Consider the following 18,812-nt stretch of genomic DNA (forward strand, 5'->3'; position numbering starts at 1 on the left):
TATGGCATAGTCCCGGGGTGCGTACCGCCCTGACCCGGATCGATCCCGTCTGGCTGGTGCTGATCGCGATCGCCTCGGTGCAACTGGGCGCCGCCTTCGCCAAGGACCTGTTCGCGACCACCACACCGACGGCGACCGCCTGGCTGCGGCTGTGCTTCGCCAGCCTGATCTTCCTCACCTTCGCCAGACCCCGGCTGCGTGGCCGCAGCGCCCGCGAGTGGTTGATCGCGCTGGGCTACGGGCTGGCCCTGGCGGGAATGAACTGGGCGATCTACGCCAGCTTCGCCAGGATTCCGATCGGGGTGGCGGTGACGATCGAGTTCCTCGGCCCGCTCGGCGTCGCGGTGGCGACCTCGCGCCGCCTCCGCGACCTGCTGTGGGTGGCCCTCGCGGCGTTGGGGGTGGCGCTGCTCGGCCTTCAACCCGTCGACCCGGACTGGATCGGGCTCGGCCTGGCCGTGCTGGCCGGCGCCCTGTGGGCGGGCTACATCCTTCTCGCCGGGCCGACCGGGCGCCACTTCGAGGGCGTCTCCGGGGTCACCCTGGCCAGCGTGGTCGGTGCGGTGCTGCTCGCGCCGTTCGCCTTCGCGCTCGGCACCCCGGTGTTCAACACCCACGTGCTGCTGGTGGCGCTCGCGGTCGGTTTGCTCTCCTCCGTCATTCCCTACGGGCTCGAAATGGTGGCGCTGCGGCGGCTGAAGCCGGGTCTGTTCGGCATCCTGATGAGTCTGGAGCCGGCCGCGGCGGCGCTGTTCGCGCTGTTGGTGCTGGGTGAGGGACTGACCGTGATCGAATGTGCCGCGATGGCGTGCGTCATCTTCGCCAGCGTCGGCGCCACCCGGTCGCGCAGCCGCGAAGATCCCGAACTGCGCGACTGAACCCCGTCCGGTGGTCTCGACAAGCGCCGACGATCCCGAGACCCTGACAACACGCTCGAGGAGGAGGGTGGCCCATGCCGCTCGAACAGTTGCCCCTGGCCGGTCGCACCGCCCTGGTGACGGGGGTGTCACGCCGCCGTGGAATCGGTTTCGCGGTGGCCCGCCGACTCGCGGAACTGGGAGCCGGGCTGTGCATCCAGCACCACCGGCCGCACGACGTGGACCAGCCCTGGGGCGGCGACGACCTGGACGCCGTCTGTGCCGAGCTCCGGGCGGTGCTTGCGCCGGGTGCGGACTTCACCGACGTGGCGGCGGACCTGGCCGACCCGGCGTCCGTGCCGATGCTGATCGAGGCCGCTCGCGGGCTCGGCGGGCGGCTCGAACTGCTGGTCTGCAACCACGCGAAGAGCGGTGACGACGGCAGCATCCTCGACATGACGCCCGAGCGGCTGGACGCCTTCTGGCAGGTCAACACCCGCTCGACCCTGCTGCTCACCGCCGCGTTCGCCCGCACGGTCGGCGGTGACCCGGACGCCGCACCCCGGCGTCCGGGGGAGCGTCTCGGCGGTCGCGGCCCCTACCCGGAACCGACGGCCCGGGTGTTCTGGATGACCTCCGGTCAGCAACTGGGACCGATGCGCGGCGAGGTCGCCTACGCCACCAGCAAGGCCGCCCTGGCCGGGGTGACGGCGACGGTGGCCGCTGAACTGCTCGAGCTGGGCATCGTGCTCAACACCATCAATCCCGGACCGGTGAACACCGGCTACCTCGACCCCGAAACCACCGACCGGCCGCTGGGGGAACTCCAGGACCATCTCGCCGGCACGCCGTTCGGCCGGGTGGGCAGACCGGAGGACCCGGCCGCCCTCATTGCCTGGCTGGCCACCGGCGGCGGCTGGGTGGTCGGTCAGGTGCTGACCAGCGACGGCGGCTTCTCGTTGGCCTGAACGGCCGGCGGCTCACAGCGTCGGTGGCGTGGGCAGCACCCGGGGACCCTTCACCCCGGCGTCCTTGAGTGCCTGCAGGCCCCGGTCGAGGATCACCCGCTGGACGCCCGCGGCCTGGTTGGGCTGGGTCTTGGCGATGACCCGGATCGTCATCCGGCCCGCCTCGACCGATTGGACGCCGACCACCTTCGGCGTCTCGAGCAGCACCGACGACCAATCGGGGTCTGCGTGCACGGCGTCGACCACGGCGTCCAGCACCTCGATCACCCTGGTCGAGTTCTCGGTGGTGTCGACCGGGATGTCGACGACGGCCGTCGACCAGCCCTGCGACTGGTTGCCCACCCGGACGATCTCACCGTTGCGGACGTACCAGACCTGACCGCTGCCGTCCCGCACCCGGGTGACCCGCAGACCGACGTCCTCGACGGTGCCGGTGACGTCGCCGAGGTCGACCAGGTCACCGACGCCGTACTGGTCCTCGACGATCATGAAGATGCCGGACAGGTAGTCCTTCACCAGGCTCTGCGCACCGAAGCCCAGAGCGACGCCACCGACGCCGGCCGAGGCCAGCAGCGGGGTGAGCGGAATGTTCAGGATGGCCAGCACGGTCAGCACCGCCAGCACGGCGATGGTCGCGTTCACGACGCTGCGCAGCAGCGAACCCATCGTGGCGGCCCGGGCGGCGTGCCGGGCGGCGAGCAGGGCCTCGGAATCGCTGCCCTGCTGCTGACGCCTGGCGTTGGCCCGCTCGACCGCGAGTCGGGAGGCGCGTCGGATGCCCCGCAGCAGCAACCAACGGGCCACGACGGCGACCGCGATCGTGATCGCGATGGCCAGCGGTGTCTCCGGCCAGCTCCATTCGATCGCGTAGGGCACCACCCGGTCATTGTCGCGGGCCGGGCGACCAACAGCCAACTACGCCTGAGATTGGCCTGAAACGGGGACGTTCCTTGTTCGGCCAACTCTTGGCCTGAAAAGGAACCGTCCCCATTTCAGGCCGGTCAGTCCTCGCCGAGGTAGGCGCGCTTCACCCGGTCGTCGCCGAGCAGCTGCTCGCCGGTGCCGTCCAGGGTGATCTGACCGACCTCGAGCACGTAGGCGCGGTCGGACAGCTTCAGGGCCGCGGCGGCGTTCTGTTCGACCAGCAGGATCGTCACGCCCTCGGACTGCAGCGCCCTGATCGTCGACATGATCCGCTGCATCATGATCGGCGAGAGCCCCATCGACGGCTCGTCGAGCATCAGCAGCCGCGGGCGGCTCATCATCGCCCGGCCGATGGCGAGCATCTGCTGCTCGCCACCGGAGAACGTGCCGGCCGGCTGGGCGCGCCGCTCGTAGAGGATCTCGAACAGGTCGTACACCCGCTTGAGGTCCCTGGCGATGCCGTCGGTGTCCTTGCGGGCGAAGGCGCCGAGCCGCAGGTTGTCCTCGACGGTGAGCCGGGGAAAGATCTTGCGGCCCTCGGGGGAGTGCGCCAGACCCTTCATGACCACCTTGTGGGCGGGCGTCCGGTCGATCCGCTCACCCTCGAACCAGATCTCGCCAGACTCGGAGCGCAGCAGGCCCGAGATCGTCCTCAGCGTCGTGGTCTTGCCGGCGCCGTTGGTGCCGAGCAGCGACACCACCTGGCCCTGCTCGACGCTGAAGCTGATGCCCTTGACCGCCTTCACCTTGCCGTAGGCGACCACCAGGTCCTTGACCTCAAGCATTGCCGGCCTCACCTTCGGTTGCCACGTCCGAGCCGGACGCCTCGTCGTCACTGTCCGGAGACCCGATGTAGGCCTCGATCACCCGCGGGTCGGACTGCACCTCAGCGGCCGTTCCCTCGATCAGGGTCTTGCCGCGGACCAGGCACAGCACCCGGTCGCACAGGTTGAAGATGAAGCGCATGTCGTGCTCGATCACGACGATCGCCAGCCCCGAGTCACGGATCTTGAAGATCAGCTCCTCGGCCTGCCGGGTCTCCTGCGGGTTCATGCCGGCGGTCGGCTCGTCCAGCAGCAGCAGCTTCGGGTCGGTGGCCAGCGCCCGGGCGATCTCGAGCCGCCGCTGGTCGCCGTAGGGCAGGTTGCGGGCCAGGTGGCCGCCCTGGCCCTTCATGCCCACGTAGTCCAGCAACTCCACCGCCCTGGCGCGGGTCGCCTCCTCCTCGCGGCGGTACTTGGGCCCGCGCAGGATCGAGGTGAGCGCCATCGCCGAGGTGCGGCAGTAGCGTCCGACCATCACGTTCTCGAGGGCGGTCATGTTCGGGAACAGCCGGATGTTCTGGAACGTCCGCGCCATGCCGGCCACCACGACGCTGCGTGGTTTCGGCGGCAGCACCTGGCCGGAGAACCGCACCTCGCCCGAGGTCGGTTTGTACAGCCCTGTCAGGCAGTTGAAGAAGGTGGTCTTGCCGGCGCCGTTGGGACCGATCAGCCCGACGATCTCGCCGGAATGGACGGTGAAGTCGACATTGTCGACCGCCACCAGGCCGCCGAACCGCATGGTCACCGAGCGGGCGGCGAGGATCTCCTCCTTGCCGACGTGACGGGACTCGGTGCTCGCCACCGTCGGGGTCTGGCTGCTCATCAGTGCTCCTCCGCGAACTCGTAGGGCAGGTCTTCCTCGATCTCCTCGACCAACTCCTCGTCGTCGGAGTGGAACTCCAGGACGCGGCGCTGATTCGGGATCATGCCCTCGGGACGGAACCGCATCATCAGCACCATCAGCAGGCCGAAGATCAGCATCCGGTACTCGTTGACGAAGCGCAGCTTCTCGGGCACGAGCTTGAGCAGCGCGGCGCCCAGCAGGACGCCCATCACGGTGCCCATGCCGCCCAGCACCACCGCGGCCAGCAGGAAGGCCGACTCGAGGAAGATGTACTGGTCGGGGGTGACCGACTGGTCGACGTGCGCCTTCACCGCCCCGGCCAGGCCGGCCAGGAACGCGCCGCCGGCGAAGGCCAGCAGCTTGAGGCCGAAGACGTTGACGCCCATGGCCTCGGCGGCCTTCTCGTCCTCGCGGATGGCGACCCAGCCGCGTCCGATCCGGGAGTGGTTGAGCCGGGTGAACACCAGCACGATCAACGCCATGATCAGCAGCATCAGGAAGAAGTAGTTGCTGAACCGGCCCAGAGGAATGCCGAGCACGGTGTGCACCTTGCCGAAGTCGAAGCCGAACAGGTTCAGGTTCGGGATCGCCGGGATGCCGGACGAGCCGTGCACCAGGTCGGGGCCGTCCGAGCCGTCCAGGTTGCTCATCGAGATCCGGAAGATCTCACCGAAGGCGAGCGTGACGATCGCCAGGTAGTCGCCGGAGACCCGCAGGGTGGGCGAGCCGATGATCAGGCCGAGGGTGGCCGAGACCAGGCCGGCGATCAGCATGACCACGATGAACGGCGGCTTCCAGCCGATGGTGGCGAAGGCCGACTGGCTCATCGTCGCTGCGGTGAACGCGCCGGCGCCGAGGAAGGCGATGTAGCCCAGATCGAGCAGGCCGGCCAGGCCGACCACGATGTTGAGCCCGACCGCGGTGGCGGCGAAGATCAGCACCTGCGTCGCGATGGACATGTTGGCGTCCGAGCCGTTCTGGGTGAACGGGAACAGGAACGCGACCGCGAACGACGAGAAGACCAAGACGTTGCGGTGCCGTTGCCCGGCCGCCGACAGCCAGCCCCCGGCGCCCACCCGCAGGATGAACGCCACCAGCGCACCGATGAAGGCCAGGATGGAAAGGAAGGTGCCGCCGTCGTTCTGGTTCAGCGCGTAGGCGGCCAGCAGCAGGGCGACCAGCAGCAGCACCGCGATCGAGACGATCTCGAGCCAGGCCGGGGTCTTCACCTTCTCCAGGCTCGGGGCGCGGCCGGGGGTCAGCAGCCGGCTGCCGACGAAGCCCAGCAGGGCACCGGCCAGCGCCACCCAGCCGCCGTACTCGATGGTGACCAGGCCGCCCAGTTCGAGAGCGATGGCGATCAGCACCACCGCGATGAAACCGAGCAGGCCCACCCCCAGCGCCTTGGTGCCGCGGGTCCAGCCGGCCCGGCGGCTCACCATCAGCAGCCGCGGAAGGATGCCCTTGCGGTCGGCCCACGGCTCGACCCAGGCCATCCCGGCCGAGACGGCCAGCAACAGGCCGAGCAGTGCGCCGAGGAACTGCAGGGTGGAGGGACCGCCCAGGAAGGCCATGTTGTCCAGGGCGTCCCCGTCGTAGGCCCACGGCAGGTAGGCGGACGCCGCGAGCAGCAGCCCGCCGGCCAGGGCCGCGATCCGGCCCGGCACGTGGAACCGCTTCTGCAGCTCGGGGGTGACGATCGTCGGAACGTTCATGCCCGGTCCACCACCTTCGCTCCGAGCAGGCCCTGTGGCCTGAAGACCAGGATCAGGATGAGCAGCACGAACGCCCAGACGTCCTTCCAGGCCGGGCCGCCGAACTGACCGGGGATCAGCGTGGTGGCCATCGCCTCGACCACGCCGAGGGTGAGGCCGCCCACCACCGCGCCGTTGATGTTGCCGATGCCGCCGAGCACTGCGGCGGTGAACGCCTTCAGGCCGGCGAGGAAGCCCATCTTGAAGTCGATGTTGCCGTACCGCAGGCCGCTGGCCAGGCCGGCGACGGCGGCCAGCGAGGCACCCACGGCGAAGGCGACGACGATGATCCGGTCGACGTCGATGCCCATCAGCCGTGAGGTGTCGGGGTCCTGCGAGACGGCCTGCATGGCGCGTCCGGTCGCGGTGCGGTTGACGAACCACCACAGGAAGATCCAGCAGATCAGCAGCGCGGCCATCACGAAGAAGTTGCCGCGGTGCACCTGCAGGCCGCCGACATCGATCGCGGGTCCGGTGAAGAACTCCAGCTGCGGGAAGGGGATGGCCGCCTTGGCGTCCGGGAAGCCAGGGATCTGGCCGTAGAAGAGGCGGACGAACTCCTGCAGGAAGATCGAGATGCCGATCGCGGTGATGAGTGGCGCCAGTCGTGGCGCGTTGCGCAGTGGACGGTAGGCGAATCTCTCCATCAGTACCGCGGTCAGCACCGCGACGATCATGCCGCCCACCAGCATCAGCGGCAGGTTCCACCAGGCGGTGGAACCGCCGGTCACCCAGCTCAGGACGATCCAGGTCGACAGTGCCCCGAAGGCGCCGATCATGAAGATCTCACCGTGGGCGAAGTTGATCAGCTGGACGATGCCGTACACCACTGTGTACCCGACCGCGATCAACGCGTAGAGGGAGCCCAGTGACAGGCCGTTCAGCAACTGGTCGAGGTAGTACGTCACGCAGGTGCTCCCTTCGGTTCTGTGGGGAGCCGCCGGAAGCGACTCCCCACAGAGGTTCGAAACGACGGACTACTTCAGTTCGCCGGTCTGCTTGGCGACCCAGGCGCCGTCGGTGACCTCGTAGACGGTGAGCGTCTTGGTGACCGCATCGCCGAACTCGTCGAAGGCGACCTTGCCGGTGGCGCCGTCGAAGCTGACCGAGGACAGCCCGTCGATGGTGGCCTGCCGGGCCGACTTGGCGTCCGAGGCGCTGGCCAGGGACTGCTTCAGCGACGCGATGATCGCGTTGGCGGCGTCGTAGGCGTAGGCGCCGTAGGCGGAGTAGCCGTCGGAGAAGCCGGCGGCCTTGTAGGACTCGACGAACGACTTGCCCGACTCGAGGGTCTCGATGGGAGCGCCGACCGAGGTGGCCAGGTCCTTCTCACGGCCGCCCAGTTCGATGAACTTGGCGTCGTAGATGCCGTCGCCGCCCATCAGCGGAACGTTGAGGCCCTTGTCGCCCATCTGCTTGCTCATCGGGCCGGCCAGCTGGAACTCGGTGCCGAAGTAGACGGCCTCCGGGCTCTTGCTCTTGATGATGTCGATGACCGAGGAGAAGTCCTTGTCGTCCTTGTTCACGGTCTCGTCGGCGACCACCTCGCCGCCCAACTCCTTGAACTTGGCCGCGACCGCCTCGGCCAGGCCCTGGCCGTACGGCTTCTTGTCGTTGACGACGGCCAGCTTCTTGATGCCCGACTCGAACAGGTACTGCGCCGCGAACGGGCCCTGGATGGCGTCGGTGGTGCAGGTCCGGAAGTAGTTGGGGTAGGTCCGGGTCGGGTTGGACAGGTCCGCGCCCTGGGTCAGATTCGGGCTGGTGTTGGCCGGGGAGACCATCGCGATGGTCGCGCTGTTGAGGATCGGCTGAACCGGCTGGGCGACACCCGAGTTCAGCGTCCCGACCACGGCGACGACATCGTCGTCGGCGGCCAGCTTGGTGGCGGCGTTCGCGCCGACGTCCGGGGTGGCCTGGTCGTCCTCGGCTGCCAGTTCCAGAGTCCAGCCGGGGATGGCGCCGGATTCGTTGGCCTGCTTGATGGCCAGGTCGACCGAGTTCTTGATGCCGAGACCCATCACGGCCAGGTCACCGGTGAGCGGAGCGATGACGCCGATCTTGGCGGTCTTCGTCGCGGTTCCTCCCGTGGCGCTGGCGCTGGACTCCGCGCGACTGCCACAGCCGGCGAACAGCAGCGACGCGCTCAGCAGGGCTACCGCGCCCCCGAGCAGCTTCTTGTTACGCACAATTCCTCCTTGTCACTCGCGACCCGCCGTCGCGATGATGCGGACACTATTGCGGGCGTGTGCGGCCAACAGAAGCGTGCAGGGCGATCGTTGATCGATTGTGACCATGCTGCAATGTTGGCTGTCCGAACCCCCGGTCGTGTTGGCTGCATCTAAGCGTTTCGACGTGTCCGGCGCCAGCAATCCGGGGTCCTTCTCACCGGGCGTCGCCGACGCCTCTTCGTAACATCGCAGGGGTACAAAGGGCTCAGGCGAGCAGCGCCGGGACGACGTCCACGATCGGCTGCCTGTGCACGCAGCGGGCCAACCGGTCGTAGTCGGTCGGTTCGCCGTTCACGATGATGACCGCGGCGCCCCGGCGGTACGCGTAGGGCACGAGCCCCGCGGCGGGATGCACGGTGAGCGAGGTGCCGATCACCAGCAGCACCTCGGCGTCGTCGACGCTGGCCACCGCGGCGTCGATGGTGGTCGGGTCGAGCCCCTCCTCGAACAGGACGGTGGTGGCCCGCACGATGCCGCCGTCGAAGGGGCACCGCGGGTCGGGATCCCCGCCCCGCACCCGGTTGACCATCTCGATCATCGGCCCGGTGGCGCGGCAGGATTCGCAGCGCCAGGTGCGGCTGTTGCCGTGCAGCTCGATCACCAGTTCGGGGTTCGAGCCGGCCAGCTGGTGCAGGCCGTCGGTGTTCTGGGTGACCAGGCCGGTCAGCCGGGCGCCGCGTTCCAGTCCGACCAGGGCGACGTGCGCGGGGTTCGGACGCGCGTCGTAGACCGGCGACTCGGCGCGGAACCGCCAGGCCTTGGCGCGCACTGCGGGATCGTTGAGGTACCACGAGAGCGTGGAGACCTTCTCGGCGTCCGGGTCGAGGGTCCAACGGCCCTGTGGCCCGCGGAAGTCCCCGATCCCGGACGCCGTGGAGATGCCGGCCCCAGTGAGGACGGCCACCCGTTCGGCGCGGCGCAACAGGCCCCGGGACTCGGTGAGGTGGTCCATGCCCCCAGTGTGGCAAGGCGGGTCGCCGTTGGAACAGTCCGGGGAATAGTGCTGCGGGGGGAGACGTTTGGATGTATAGTTGAAACTACAACTACTTGGGAGCAGCATTGCAGTTCGGCATCTTCAGCGTCGGCGACATCACCGTCGACCCGACCACCGGCATCACCCCGTCCGAGCACGACCGGATCAAGGCTGCCGTCACCCTGGCGAAGAAGGCCGAGGAGATCGGCCTGGACGTGTTCGCCACCGGCGAGCACCACAACCCGCCGTTCCACCCGTCCAGCCCCACCACGCTGCTGGGCTACATCGCCGCGCAGACCGACCGGATCATGCTGTCGACGGCGACCACGCTGATCACCACCAACGACCCGGTGAAGATCGCCGAGGACTACTCGGTGCTGCAGCACCTGGCCGACGGCCGCGTCGACCTGATGCTCGGCCGCGGCAACACCGGTCCGGTGTACCCGTGGTTCGGCCGCGACATCCGCGACGGCATCAGCCTGGCGATCGAGAACTACGCCCTGCTGCGCCGGCTCTGGCGTGAACCGGTCGTCGACTGGGAGGGCAAGTTCCGCACCCCGCTGCAGGGCTTCACGCTCGCGCCGCAGCCGCTGGACGGCGTGCCGCCGTTCGTCTGGCACGGCTCGATCCGCAGCCCCGAGATCGCCGAACAGGCCGCCTTCTACGGCGACGGGTTCTTCCACAACAACATCTTCTGGCCGCAGACCCACACCCGGCAGATGGTGAACCTGTACCGCCGGCGCTGGGAGCACTACGGCCACGGCCCCGCCGACACCGCGATCGTCGGGCTGGGCGGGCAGTTCTTCATGCGCCGCAACAGCCAGGACGCGGTGCGCGAGTTCCGTCCCTACTTCGACGAGGCGCCGGTCTACGGGCACGGGCCCAGCCTGGAGGAGTTCACCGCCCAGACCCCGCTGACGGTGGGCTCGCCGCAGCAGGTGATCGAGCGCACGCTGTCGTTCCGCGAGGTGGTCGGCGACTACCAGCGGCAGCTGTTCCTGCTCGACCACGCCGGTCTGCCGCTGAAGACCGTGCTGGAGCAACTCGACCTGCTCGGCGAGATCCTGCCCGAGCTGCGCGCCGGCTTCGAGGCCGGCCGCCCCGCCGGCGTGCCGGACGCCCCGACCCACGAGTCGCTGGTGGCCGCCGCCGACGCCGAGCGTAGGGTCGGCACCGAGCCGGCCGTGGCCGTCGACGACGTCACCGGCCGCAGCCCCTACGAGACCGTCGAGAGCGAGGTTCGATGACCGCCCCCACCGTGGTGGTGATCAGCGCCGGCGTGGCGACGCCGTCGTCCAGCCAACTGCTGGGCGAACGGCTCGCGCGGGCCGGCCAGCGCGTGCTGGCCACCGCCGGCAGCCCCGTCGAGGTCCGGCACATCGAGCTGCGCACGCTGGCCTCCGACCTGGCGCACCAGCTGGTCAGCCACGTGCCGTCGCAGGCGCTGGCGGACGCCTACGCGGCGGTCGGCTCGGCGGTCGGGGTGATCGTGGTGACGCCGGTGTTCAACGCGTCGTACTCGGGCCTGTTCAAGCTGTTCTTCGACCTACTCGAGGAGGGCACGATGGCCGCCCGGCCGGTGCTGCTGGCCGCGACCGGCGGCACCGCCAGGCATTCGCTGGTGATCGACACCGCCATGCTGCCGCTGTTCCACTACCTGAAGGCCACGATCGCCCCGCTGGGTGTGTTCGGCGCCACCGGTGACTGGGGCGACCCGTCCGGTCACCTCGGTGCCCGGATCGATGCCGCCGCCCGGGCGTTCGCCGAACTGGTGGTGCAGCGGCCCGGCACCGAGGCGTCCGACGAGTTCGGTGCGGGCATAGACTTCGCCGACCTGCTGAAGGGCTGACGCCGGGTCCGTGCCCGGTCGGCCGCGAGCCGCCGACTTGACCGGTCTGGGATGGTTGCTGCGTGTCGCTGCATCAACGGTTCTGGCTGGTGTTGACCGCGCTGGTGGTGGCCACCGTGGCAATCCTCGCGGCGCTCGGCGACCGCGTCTTCAGCGGTGCGCCCGGCCCGCTGCCGTCCCCGGCCGGCACCACCGCCGGCCCGTCCGCGGCCACTGCCGGGGCGGCCGGGCTGGGGGACCCCTACCTGCCCGAGGCGGGCGGCTCCGGGTACGACGTCCAGAACTACGACGTCGTGGTGAGCGCGACCGGGGCGGGTGACCCGTTGAATGGCCGCACCACGATCACCGCCACCGCCCGGCAGGACCTGGACTCCTTCCACCTCGACCTGTTCCCGGTGGCCACGGCGGTCACCGTCGACGGGACCCCGGCCACCTTCGGCCAGCACGCCGACAACCTCGCGGTGACCGCCGTCCGCCCCGACCGGGACCGGCCCGCGATCGCCGCCGGCGCCACCTTCACCGTCACCGTCGACTACGCCGGTTCGCCGCACGACGTCCGGACCCCCGGCTTCCGCGCCTACTACGCCAACGGAGACGAGTTCGTCATCGCCGGGGAACCGGCCGCCGCATCGCTGTGGTACCCCGTCAACGACCATCCCCGTGACCCGGCCACCATGCGGTTCACCGTGACCGTGCCCGACGGTGTCGAGGCGATCTGTGCCGGACGCCTGCTCGAGCACGGCGATTCGCCCGAGAACGCCGACGCCGACCGCTGGGTCTGGCAGGTCGACGCTCCGACCGTCACCTACGCCACGTTCCTGGGGGTCGGCCAGTTCGACGTCGAGCAGGGCACCGCCGGGGGCCGGCCCTACACCTACTCGGTGAGCCGACGGCTGGACGTCGCCGACCGAGCGGCCGCGCTGCGCTGGCTGGACCGCACCCCGAAGGCGGTGAAGAAGCTCGAGAAGTACCTCGGCCCCTACCCGTTCAGCGGGATCGGTGGCTTCGTGCCCTCGGTGCAGGTGGAGTGGGGCGGCCTGGAGACGGTGATGAACCCGGTCTACCACCCAGGGATGATCGGCGACGAGGCCCTGCTCAACCACGAGCTGGCGCACATGTGGTTCGGCGACACGGTGACCCTCTACGAGTGGAACGACATCTTCAACAACGAGAGCCTGACCACCTACGCCGAGTGGCTCACCACCGGCTCCGGGGACGCCGGGGCCAAGTTCGACCGGATCTACCACGGCCAGGCCGACCGGGCCGCGTTCTGGGCCCCGGCGCTGTCCGACCCGGGATTCGCGGGGCTGTTCGTCAGGGTCTATGACCGTGGGCCGCTGGTGGTGCACGCACTGCGGACGCGGTTGGGCGACGACACGTTCTTCGACCTGTTCCGGACGTGGGCGCAGCAACAGGGCCCGCACAGCCTCGAGGACTTCCGCCGGGTCGCGGACGATGCCACCCCCGACGACCTGACCACCTTCTTCGCCGAATGGCTCGACCAGACCGACCGGCCCGAGGCGACCGAGGCCAACGGCGTCCCGCGCTGAGTCCGGCCGGGTCGGCCGCCGCTGCTCAGCCGACCCGGCCGAGCACCTTCGGCACGTGCGCCAGCAACGCCACGATCGATTGCCCGCCGGGTGTTTCGACCGCTTCCGCCGCGGCGTAGAGCGCCTGGTTGGTCGCCTCCAGCAACGGGCCGGGTGCGCCGCCGGCCAGGGCAATGGCCCGCTGCAGGGCCACCGTGACCGCCGGTCGCTGCTCGGCCGGCAGGAACGGCACCTGCCCGAGCGCGGTGGCCAGGATCGCCCGGGCCTGGTCGCCGTCGTCGTCGCGCGTCGACGACGAAGGCAGCCGGTCGCCGGGCCCCGGGCTGGGCGGTGGCGGGCTGGGCGGTACCGGGGACGGTCCCGGCTGCGGTGACGGCTTCGGCGGGGAGAGCCGCACGGCCACGGCGGGCGGCGAGACGGGGACGGCCGGGGCGAGCCCGTCGACAGGATCGAGTGAGACGACCTCGCGGTAGCGGGGCACCACCGCGACCAGGCCGAGTTCGCGGTGGATGCGGTCGGCGAGCGCGGCCGCGGCGTCCGGGTCGCCGTGCACGCAGAACACCGTCCTCGGCGGCGGGACCAGGGCGGCCAGCCAGTCGATCAGGTCGGAGCCGTCGGCATGCACCGAGAACTCCGAGTCCTGCACGATCTCGGCCCGCACCGGAATGAACCGGCCGCGGAACTTCAGCTCGGTGGCGCCTTCGAGCAGGCTGCGGCCCCGCGTCCCTACGCCCTGGTAGCCGGTGAAGATCACCGCGTTGCGCTCGTGGGGCAGCAGGTGTTCCAGGTGGTGCAGCACCCGGCCGCCGGTGGCCATGCCCGACGACGACACGATGATGCAGGGCTGCTCGGGCCGGTTCAGCCGCTTGGACTCCTCGGGGTCGGTCACCTCGCGCAGGTTGGGCAGCCCGGTGAAGTCCGTCAGGTCGAGGTCGGGCCGCAACTGCCCCTTACGGCCGGCCTCGCGGTAGACGGCCAGCGCCGCCACCGCCATCGGTGAGTTGACGAAGATCGGGACGTCGGGAATGCGGCCTTCGCGACGCAGCCCGGCCAGCGCCTTCAGCACCACCGGCGTCCGGTCGACTGCGAAGGCGGGGATAAGCACGCTGCCGCCGCGGCCGATGGCACGGCGGATCGCATCGGCCATCGCTTCGTGCGGACGCCCGGCGGGGTCGGGGTGCTCGCGGTCGCCGTAGGTGGACTCGACCAGCACGTAGCCGGCGCCCGGCGGAACATCCCGCGACTCCAGCAGTGGGTGGTCGTGCCGGCCCAGGTCCCCCGAGACCAGCACCGAGGTGTCGCCGCGACGCAGGGTCACGCTGGCCGAGCCCAGGATGTGTCCGGCCCTGGTGAGCCTCAGCAGCAGCCCGTCGCCGAGGTCGAGGTCGGTGTCGTACGGCACGGAGCGCAGCAGCGGGACGGTGCGCTCGACGTCGGCGACGGTGTACAGCGGCAACGGGTCGTCGTGCTTGGAGTAGCCGCCCTCGGCCGCGTAGCGCGCCTCCCGCTCCTGCAGGTGTCCGGCGTCCATCAGCACGATCTCGGTCAGCTTCAGCGTCTCGGCGGTGCACCAGATCGGGCCGTCGAAGCCTCGCGCGACGAGCGCGGGCAGGTAGCCGCAATGGTCGAGGTGGGCGTGGGTGAGCACGATCTGTTCGATGGACGACGGTGGCACGGGGAACTCGGCCCAGTTGAGCTCGCGCCAGCGCTTCTCGCCCTGGAACATCCCGGCGTCGACCAGCACCCGGCGGTTGCCGACGGTGAGCAGATGCTTGGAGCCGGTGACCGTACCCGCGCCGCCGAGGAAGCTGAGACTGATCGGTTCACTCATGGGCCAACCCTCGCCGATCAGGGGGTCGCTGGGAAGGCCGGCGACGGCGACGGGGCGGCCGCACGCTGCGGACCGCCCCGTCGGACGTCGATGGGCCGAGCCTCAGGCGGAGGCCCACTTCCAGCCGCCCAGGATCTGCTGCGCCAGCGCGGCGGCCTTCTCGTCGGCAAGGTTCGTCGACACGGTCACCACGAACATGTTGCCGTTGTTGAAGGCCATGAACTGAATGGTGTGCGCCTTCTCGGCACCCTTGGTGTGCGACCACACCTGCAGCGCCTCCTTGCCGTCGAGTTGGGCGTTCTCCTTGAACTCGATGTCGGTCGAGCCGGCGCCCTCGAGCTGGCTCTTGATGGCGCTCTGCAACTGGTCGAAGGGCACCTCGGCCGAGGCCTGGGTGATCACGTTGACGTTGTCGTTGAAGCCGTCGGAGGTGTCCTTGGTCTGCTTGGCGCCGCTGTCCACCTGGGGTTGCAGCTTCTGGAACGCCTCCGTGGCGTCCTCCCAGCCCTTCGGCAGGGTGAGGGTGTAGCCGCTGCCGCTCAGCGTCTCGCCGGTGCTCTGGGCGGTCGTGGGGCTGGCCGACGCCGACGTCGCGGGAGCGCTTGCGGTGGCGGGCGCCTCCGTCGTGGGGGTGGTCGTCGTGGCGGTCGAGCAGGCCGCCAGGGCAAAGAACGGAATCAGGGCGAGGGCGTGGATTCGGCGCATGGTCGCGCAGTCTACGTCATCCCGGGGCCACCACCGGCAGCCCAGACGGTGCAGTCGCATAGGGTGGCGACATGGCCCGCAGCACCCGAGGTGAGGACGCCCGCCGCCGCCAGGAATTGGCCGAGGCGGCCCAGCGCAGCGAGGCCGCTGCCGCGCAGACCCTGATCAACGAGTTCATTGCGGCCACCGCCGAGCGGGGACTACAGCCCGAACCCCTCAAAGCGGTGCTGATGGACGGCAGCCGGGTCAAGAGCGACCAGGTGGGCTGGTATCTCAACAAGGCGCGGACGATGGCGATCACCCCCGAGGGCCGGTTCGTCCAACTGTTGACCACCGGCGGCCGACTGAGCCGCTTCACCGGAGTCAAGCTGTCGCCCAGCCAGCCGCCGCTGGTGATCGGACGGGGTGGGCGCGACGGCGAGACCGGTGACCTGAAGGACTTCCTGGCCCGCGCCCTGGACGACTACGACCGCTGAGCCGGGCCAGACAAGGCTCCAGGGGGCTGCTGGAGCGTCCAAGCAACCCCCTGGGCGAACGTGATGGCTGATGTCCGGCAACCAAAACCCCGATGGTGACGTGTCAACTGTAAGGCCGGGCAGTTGCTCGTGGGGCCGCCTCGCCGGTTGCCCGGCGCAATGGTTATCGGATTGTGGCCATTCGACCGCCAACACCGGGGGCGACGCCGACAACACTCGTGACAACACCTGCCCGGCAGCCTCTGGGCATGACCGCGAGCAGCGACGCCAGCGCCCGGGCGCTGAACGCCGAATGGGCGCAGATGCAGCACCGGGCCGTCCCGGCCGATTGGCCGCAACACCCGCGCAGCCTGGGCGAGGTGCTGGCCGGCATCGCCGACGATCCGGACGCCGTGCTGGGCGGACTCCTTCTCCGCAACGCCGCCGGTGACCGACTCGCCGGGCGGGTGGTGCTGCAGGCCCTGCTCGGCAAGCTGGTGCTGCTGGCCGCGCGCGACCCGGTGCATTCGCTGGGGGACTACCTGGCGGAATGCTGGCTGCGGCTGGCGAGCTATCCGTTGCGCCGGCGTCCGCGACGCATCGCCGCCAACCTGGTGCTCGACACCCGGCGAGCGGTGTGGTCCGACGTTGCAGCACCACCACCGGTCGATCCGGCTCGGCTGGAGAGCCACGGCGAGCCTTCCGGCCCGGGGGTGGCCGGGCTGCTGCGGGCCGCCACCCGGCTGGGCCTGCTCGACCGCGAGGCCGGAGCCTGCCTGTTCGCCGTCTACGGGCTGGGCCTGCGCAGCCACGAGGCCGCCCACCACCTGCGAATCAGCGCCGACCTGGTCCGCTGGCGCAACGCACGGTCGATCCGCCGGCTGGCGCCGCACGCTCGCAGCCTGGTCGAGGTGGCATGACCCGCGGCGCCGGGTCAGGCTCTGTGCCTCGATTGCTCCGTCTACTGATCGTGGTAGAGATCGCGATACGGACGCATACCTCCCAAGGGGTGGGGCTACTCGAACGGCGCGGAGCCGCGGCGCACGGGTGGGGTAATTTGACGCCCACACCACGAAGGGGGGACCCGTGTCACAGGCTCAGGCGCCGCTCCGCACGTTGCGGATCGGATGCGAGTTCAACCACGTCGCGCAGTCCGCCGTTCCCGCCAGCTTCCTCGTCAGGCCGGCCGTCGACACCGCGGTGCTGCGCGAGCTCTGGACGACCGACCCGGTCATCGAAACGGCCCGCTACACCGATCTGTACGGCAACGAGATCCGCCGGGTGATGCTTCCGCCCGGGCAGTCCCTGGTGTCGTACTACGCGGTGGTCGAGGTCCCCGACGAACTCGACGCCGCCGACGCCTCGGCGCCGGTCAACAGCCCCGAGGACCTGCCCGACGACACGTTGGTGTTCACCCTGCCCAGCCGCTACTGCCAGTCGGACATGCTCAGCGGCTCGGCCTGGAACCTGTTCGGTGACCACGACCGCAACTACACGATGGTGGCAGCCATCCAGGACTGGGTGTGGAACCACCTCGAGTACCGCACCGGCAGCACGGGATCGTTCTGGACGGCGAAGGATTCCTTCGAGTCCGGGTACGGGGTGTGCCGCGACTTCGCGCACCTGATGGTGACGCTGTGCCGGGCGATGAACGTGCCGGCGCGCTACTGCAGCGGCTACCTGCCCGACATGGACGTGCCGGTGCTGCCCACCCCGATGGACTTCCACGCGTGGGTCGAGGTGTACCTCGGTGACCGGTGGTGGACCTTCGATCCGCGGCACAATGCGCGGCGCAAGGGGCACGTGCCGATCGGCCGCGGCCGCGACGCGACCGACCTGGCGATGGTCACGACCTGGGGTTCGCCCTGGCTGCGCAGGCTGACCGTGTGGGCGGACGAGGACGAGGTCGACCAGTGGCCGCCGGCCGACACCTCGTTCGAGGCCCGCAACCCGTTCGAGGATTGAAACCCCGTCCCCGAGGCGGGGGCGCCACCGCGGGCGCAAGCCCGCGGCTCGATCTGCGCAGGCTCAGGCGGACTCGCGGCGTACCAGCCGGCTGTCCAGGATCACCGGCGACTCCGGTTCGTGGCCGCCCAGCTTCGCCAGCAGCATCTGACCCGCGGTGCGGGCCAGCACGTCCGGCCGGTTCTCCATCGTGGTCAGTGTCGGAATACTCTGCCGGGCGATCACCGAGTCGTCGAAGCCGACCACCAGCAGGTCGTCCGGCACCCGGCGTCCGAGCCGTTCGGCCGCCCGGATGGCTCCCGAGGCCATCAGGTCGGAGGCGACGAACAGGGCGTCGATGTCGGAGTGATGGCTGAGCAGGCCGTAGGCGGCCTCGTCACCACCCGCGAACGTGAAGTCGCCCTCGGCGATCAGGTGACCGCTGCGACCTGCCGCTGCGAGTGCCTGCTGGAAACCGCGCAGCCGCTCGACACCGGCCGACATGTCCATCGGGCCGGTGATCGTCCCGATGGTGCGGGCGCCCCGGTCGAGCAGGTGCCTGGTCGCGGTCGCGGCCGCCTTGACATGGTCCACGTCGACGTAGGCCAGCCCCGGCACGCCGGGATTGCCGACGAACACCACGGGACGCGAGGACGCCGCCACCGCCCGGGCGAAGTCCTGCCCGTGGTGGGAGATGACGATGGCGCCGTCGGAATGGTCGGACTGGAAGAACTGCAGCATCGGATCGACGCCGTCGTGCGGGTGGGCCATCGACAGCAGCACGTGGATGCCGCTGTGCCGGAACGCCTCCAGTGCACCGTGGTAGGCGCTGGGGAAGAAGGGGTCGGAGAACACCCGCTCCTCGGTCTCGGGCACCAGCACGACCACGGCACCGACCCGCCGGGTGACGAGGGCCCGGGCAGCGACATTGGGCCGGTAGCCGAGCATGGCGACCGCCCGGCGGACCGCCTCGGAGGCCGGCTTGGAGACCGGTACGACGCCGTTGATCACCCGGGACGCCGTCGCACGGGACACGCCGGCGGCACGGGCCACGTCGTCCAGGGTGGGCGCACTGCGCTCGCTCATGCGGGTCACCTCCTGTC

At 70.0% G+C, this 18,812-nt stretch carries 18 protein-coding genes; 8 read left to right on the plus strand and 10 right to left on the minus strand.

What is annotated here, in order from left to right; translation table 11 throughout:
• The first annotated feature begins 17 nt into the window (after window positions 1-17).
• Both OIE40_RS14750 and OIE40_RS14755 read left to right on the plus strand, forming a co-directional pair.
• A complete protein-coding gene (locus tag OIE40_RS14750) occupies window positions 18-878 on the plus strand; it encodes an EamA family transporter (RefSeq protein WP_264703469.1) in 861 nt (286 codons plus the stop codon).
• Window positions 879-952: 74 nt separating this feature from the next.
• Complete coding sequence (locus OIE40_RS14755; protein WP_264703471.1) at window positions 953-1,825, plus strand: SDR family oxidoreductase; 873 nt, start codon at window positions 953-955, stop codon at window positions 1,823-1,825.
• A gap of 12 nt (window positions 1,826-1,837) precedes the next feature.
• On the opposite strand, the gene OIE40_RS14760 is transcribed toward OIE40_RS14755, so the two are convergent.
• The 7 genes from OIE40_RS14760 to OIE40_RS14790 form a co-directional block, all read right to left on the minus strand.
• A complete protein-coding gene (locus tag OIE40_RS14760; RefSeq protein WP_264703473.1) occupies window positions 1,838-2,704 on the minus strand; it encodes a mechanosensitive ion channel family protein in 867 nt (288 codons plus the stop codon).
• Between the two features lie 122 nt (window positions 2,705-2,826).
• On the minus strand, window positions 2,827-3,534 hold the full coding sequence (locus OIE40_RS14765; RefSeq protein WP_264703475.1) for an ABC transporter ATP-binding protein: 708 nt from the start codon (window positions 3,532-3,534) through the stop codon (window positions 2,827-2,829).
• Window positions 3,527-4,396, minus strand: coding sequence for an ABC transporter ATP-binding protein (locus OIE40_RS14770; protein ID WP_264703477.1), 870 nt, complete (start codon window positions 4,394-4,396; stop codon window positions 3,527-3,529). Before OIE40_RS14770 ends, OIE40_RS14765 begins: the two co-directional genes overlap by 8 nt.
• A complete protein-coding gene (locus OIE40_RS14775) occupies window positions 4,396-6,132 on the minus strand; it encodes a branched-chain amino acid ABC transporter permease (protein WP_264703479.1) in 1,737 nt (578 codons plus the stop codon). The genes OIE40_RS14770 and OIE40_RS14775 overlap by 1 nt, the downstream gene beginning before the upstream one ends.
• Complete coding sequence (locus tag OIE40_RS14780; protein WP_264703481.1) at window positions 6,129-7,079, minus strand: branched-chain amino acid ABC transporter permease; 951 nt, start codon at window positions 7,077-7,079, stop codon at window positions 6,129-6,131. The genes OIE40_RS14775 and OIE40_RS14780 overlap by 4 nt, the downstream gene beginning before the upstream one ends.
• Window positions 7,080-7,148: 69 nt before the next feature.
• Window positions 7,149-8,360: a branched-chain amino acid ABC transporter substrate-binding protein gene (locus OIE40_RS14785; RefSeq protein ID WP_264703483.1), complete on the minus strand. Its 1,212-nt coding sequence runs from the start codon at window positions 8,358-8,360 to the stop codon at window positions 7,149-7,151.
• 247 nt (window positions 8,361-8,607) lie between these two features.
• A complete protein-coding gene (locus OIE40_RS14790; RefSeq protein ID WP_264703485.1) occupies window positions 8,608-9,354 on the minus strand; it encodes an SIR2 family NAD-dependent protein deacylase in 747 nt (248 codons plus the stop codon).
• Between the two features lie 107 nt (window positions 9,355-9,461).
• Between OIE40_RS14790 and OIE40_RS14795 the strand changes: the two genes are divergently transcribed.
• From OIE40_RS14795 to OIE40_RS14805, 3 genes are all read left to right on the plus strand, one after another.
• Window positions 9,462-10,622: an LLM class flavin-dependent oxidoreductase gene (locus OIE40_RS14795; protein WP_264703685.1), complete on the plus strand. Its 1,161-nt coding sequence runs from the start codon at window positions 9,462-9,464 to the stop codon at window positions 10,620-10,622.
• Entirely contained in the window at window positions 10,619-11,224 is a 606-nt protein-coding gene (locus tag OIE40_RS14800) for a CE1759 family FMN reductase (RefSeq protein ID WP_264703487.1), read from the plus strand. Before OIE40_RS14795 ends, OIE40_RS14800 begins: the two co-directional genes overlap by 4 nt.
• Before the next feature lie 62 nt (window positions 11,225-11,286).
• A complete protein-coding gene (locus tag OIE40_RS14805) occupies window positions 11,287-12,774 on the plus strand; it encodes a M1 family metallopeptidase (RefSeq protein WP_264703489.1) in 1,488 nt (495 codons plus the stop codon).
• 25 nt (window positions 12,775-12,799) lie between these two features.
• Here the strand turns inward: OIE40_RS14805 and OIE40_RS14810 are convergent, their stop codons facing one another.
• Together OIE40_RS14810 and OIE40_RS14815 are read right to left on the minus strand one after the other, a co-directional pair.
• On the minus strand, window positions 12,800-14,605 hold the full coding sequence (locus tag OIE40_RS14810; protein ID WP_264703491.1) for an MBL fold metallo-hydrolase RNA specificity domain-containing protein: 1,806 nt from the start codon (window positions 14,603-14,605) through the stop codon (window positions 12,800-12,802).
• A 102-nt stretch (window positions 14,606-14,707) separates the two neighbouring features.
• Entirely contained in the window at window positions 14,708-15,310 is a 603-nt protein-coding gene (locus OIE40_RS14815; protein WP_264703493.1) for a hypothetical protein, read from the minus strand.
• A 71-nt stretch (window positions 15,311-15,381) separates the two neighbouring features.
• On the opposite strand from OIE40_RS14815, the gene OIE40_RS14820 reads away from it, so the two are divergent.
• The 3 genes from OIE40_RS14820 to OIE40_RS14830 all read left to right on the plus strand — a co-directional run bounded on the left by OIE40_RS14820 (window position 15,382) and on the right by OIE40_RS14830 (window position 17,730).
• Window positions 15,382-15,786 carry a hypothetical protein gene (locus tag OIE40_RS14820; RefSeq protein WP_264703495.1) on the plus strand — a complete coding sequence of 135 codons (405 nt, stop codon included), beginning with the start codon at window positions 15,382-15,384 and terminating at the stop codon, window positions 15,784-15,786.
• A gap of 248 nt (window positions 15,787-16,034) precedes the next feature.
• Entirely contained in the window at window positions 16,035-16,685 is a 651-nt protein-coding gene (locus OIE40_RS14825; RefSeq protein ID WP_264703497.1) for a hypothetical protein, read from the plus strand.
• 166 nt (window positions 16,686-16,851) lie between these two features.
• Window positions 16,852-17,730 carry a transglutaminase-like domain-containing protein gene (locus OIE40_RS14830; RefSeq protein ID WP_264703499.1) on the plus strand — a complete coding sequence of 293 codons (879 nt, stop codon included), beginning with the start codon at window positions 16,852-16,854 and terminating at the stop codon, window positions 17,728-17,730.
• A gap of 63 nt (window positions 17,731-17,793) precedes the next feature.
• Here OIE40_RS14830 and OIE40_RS14835 read toward each other — a convergent pair whose 3' ends face one another.
• A complete protein-coding gene (locus OIE40_RS14835; RefSeq protein ID WP_264703500.1) occupies window positions 17,794-18,795 on the minus strand; it encodes a LacI family DNA-binding transcriptional regulator in 1,002 nt (333 codons plus the stop codon).
• Window positions 18,796-18,812: the final 17 nt, after the last annotated feature.

This window comes from Micropruina sonneratiae, assembly GCF_025972045.1.
GTDB lineage: Bacteria > Actinomycetota > Actinomycetes > Propionibacteriales > Propionibacteriaceae > Micropruina > Micropruina sonneratiae.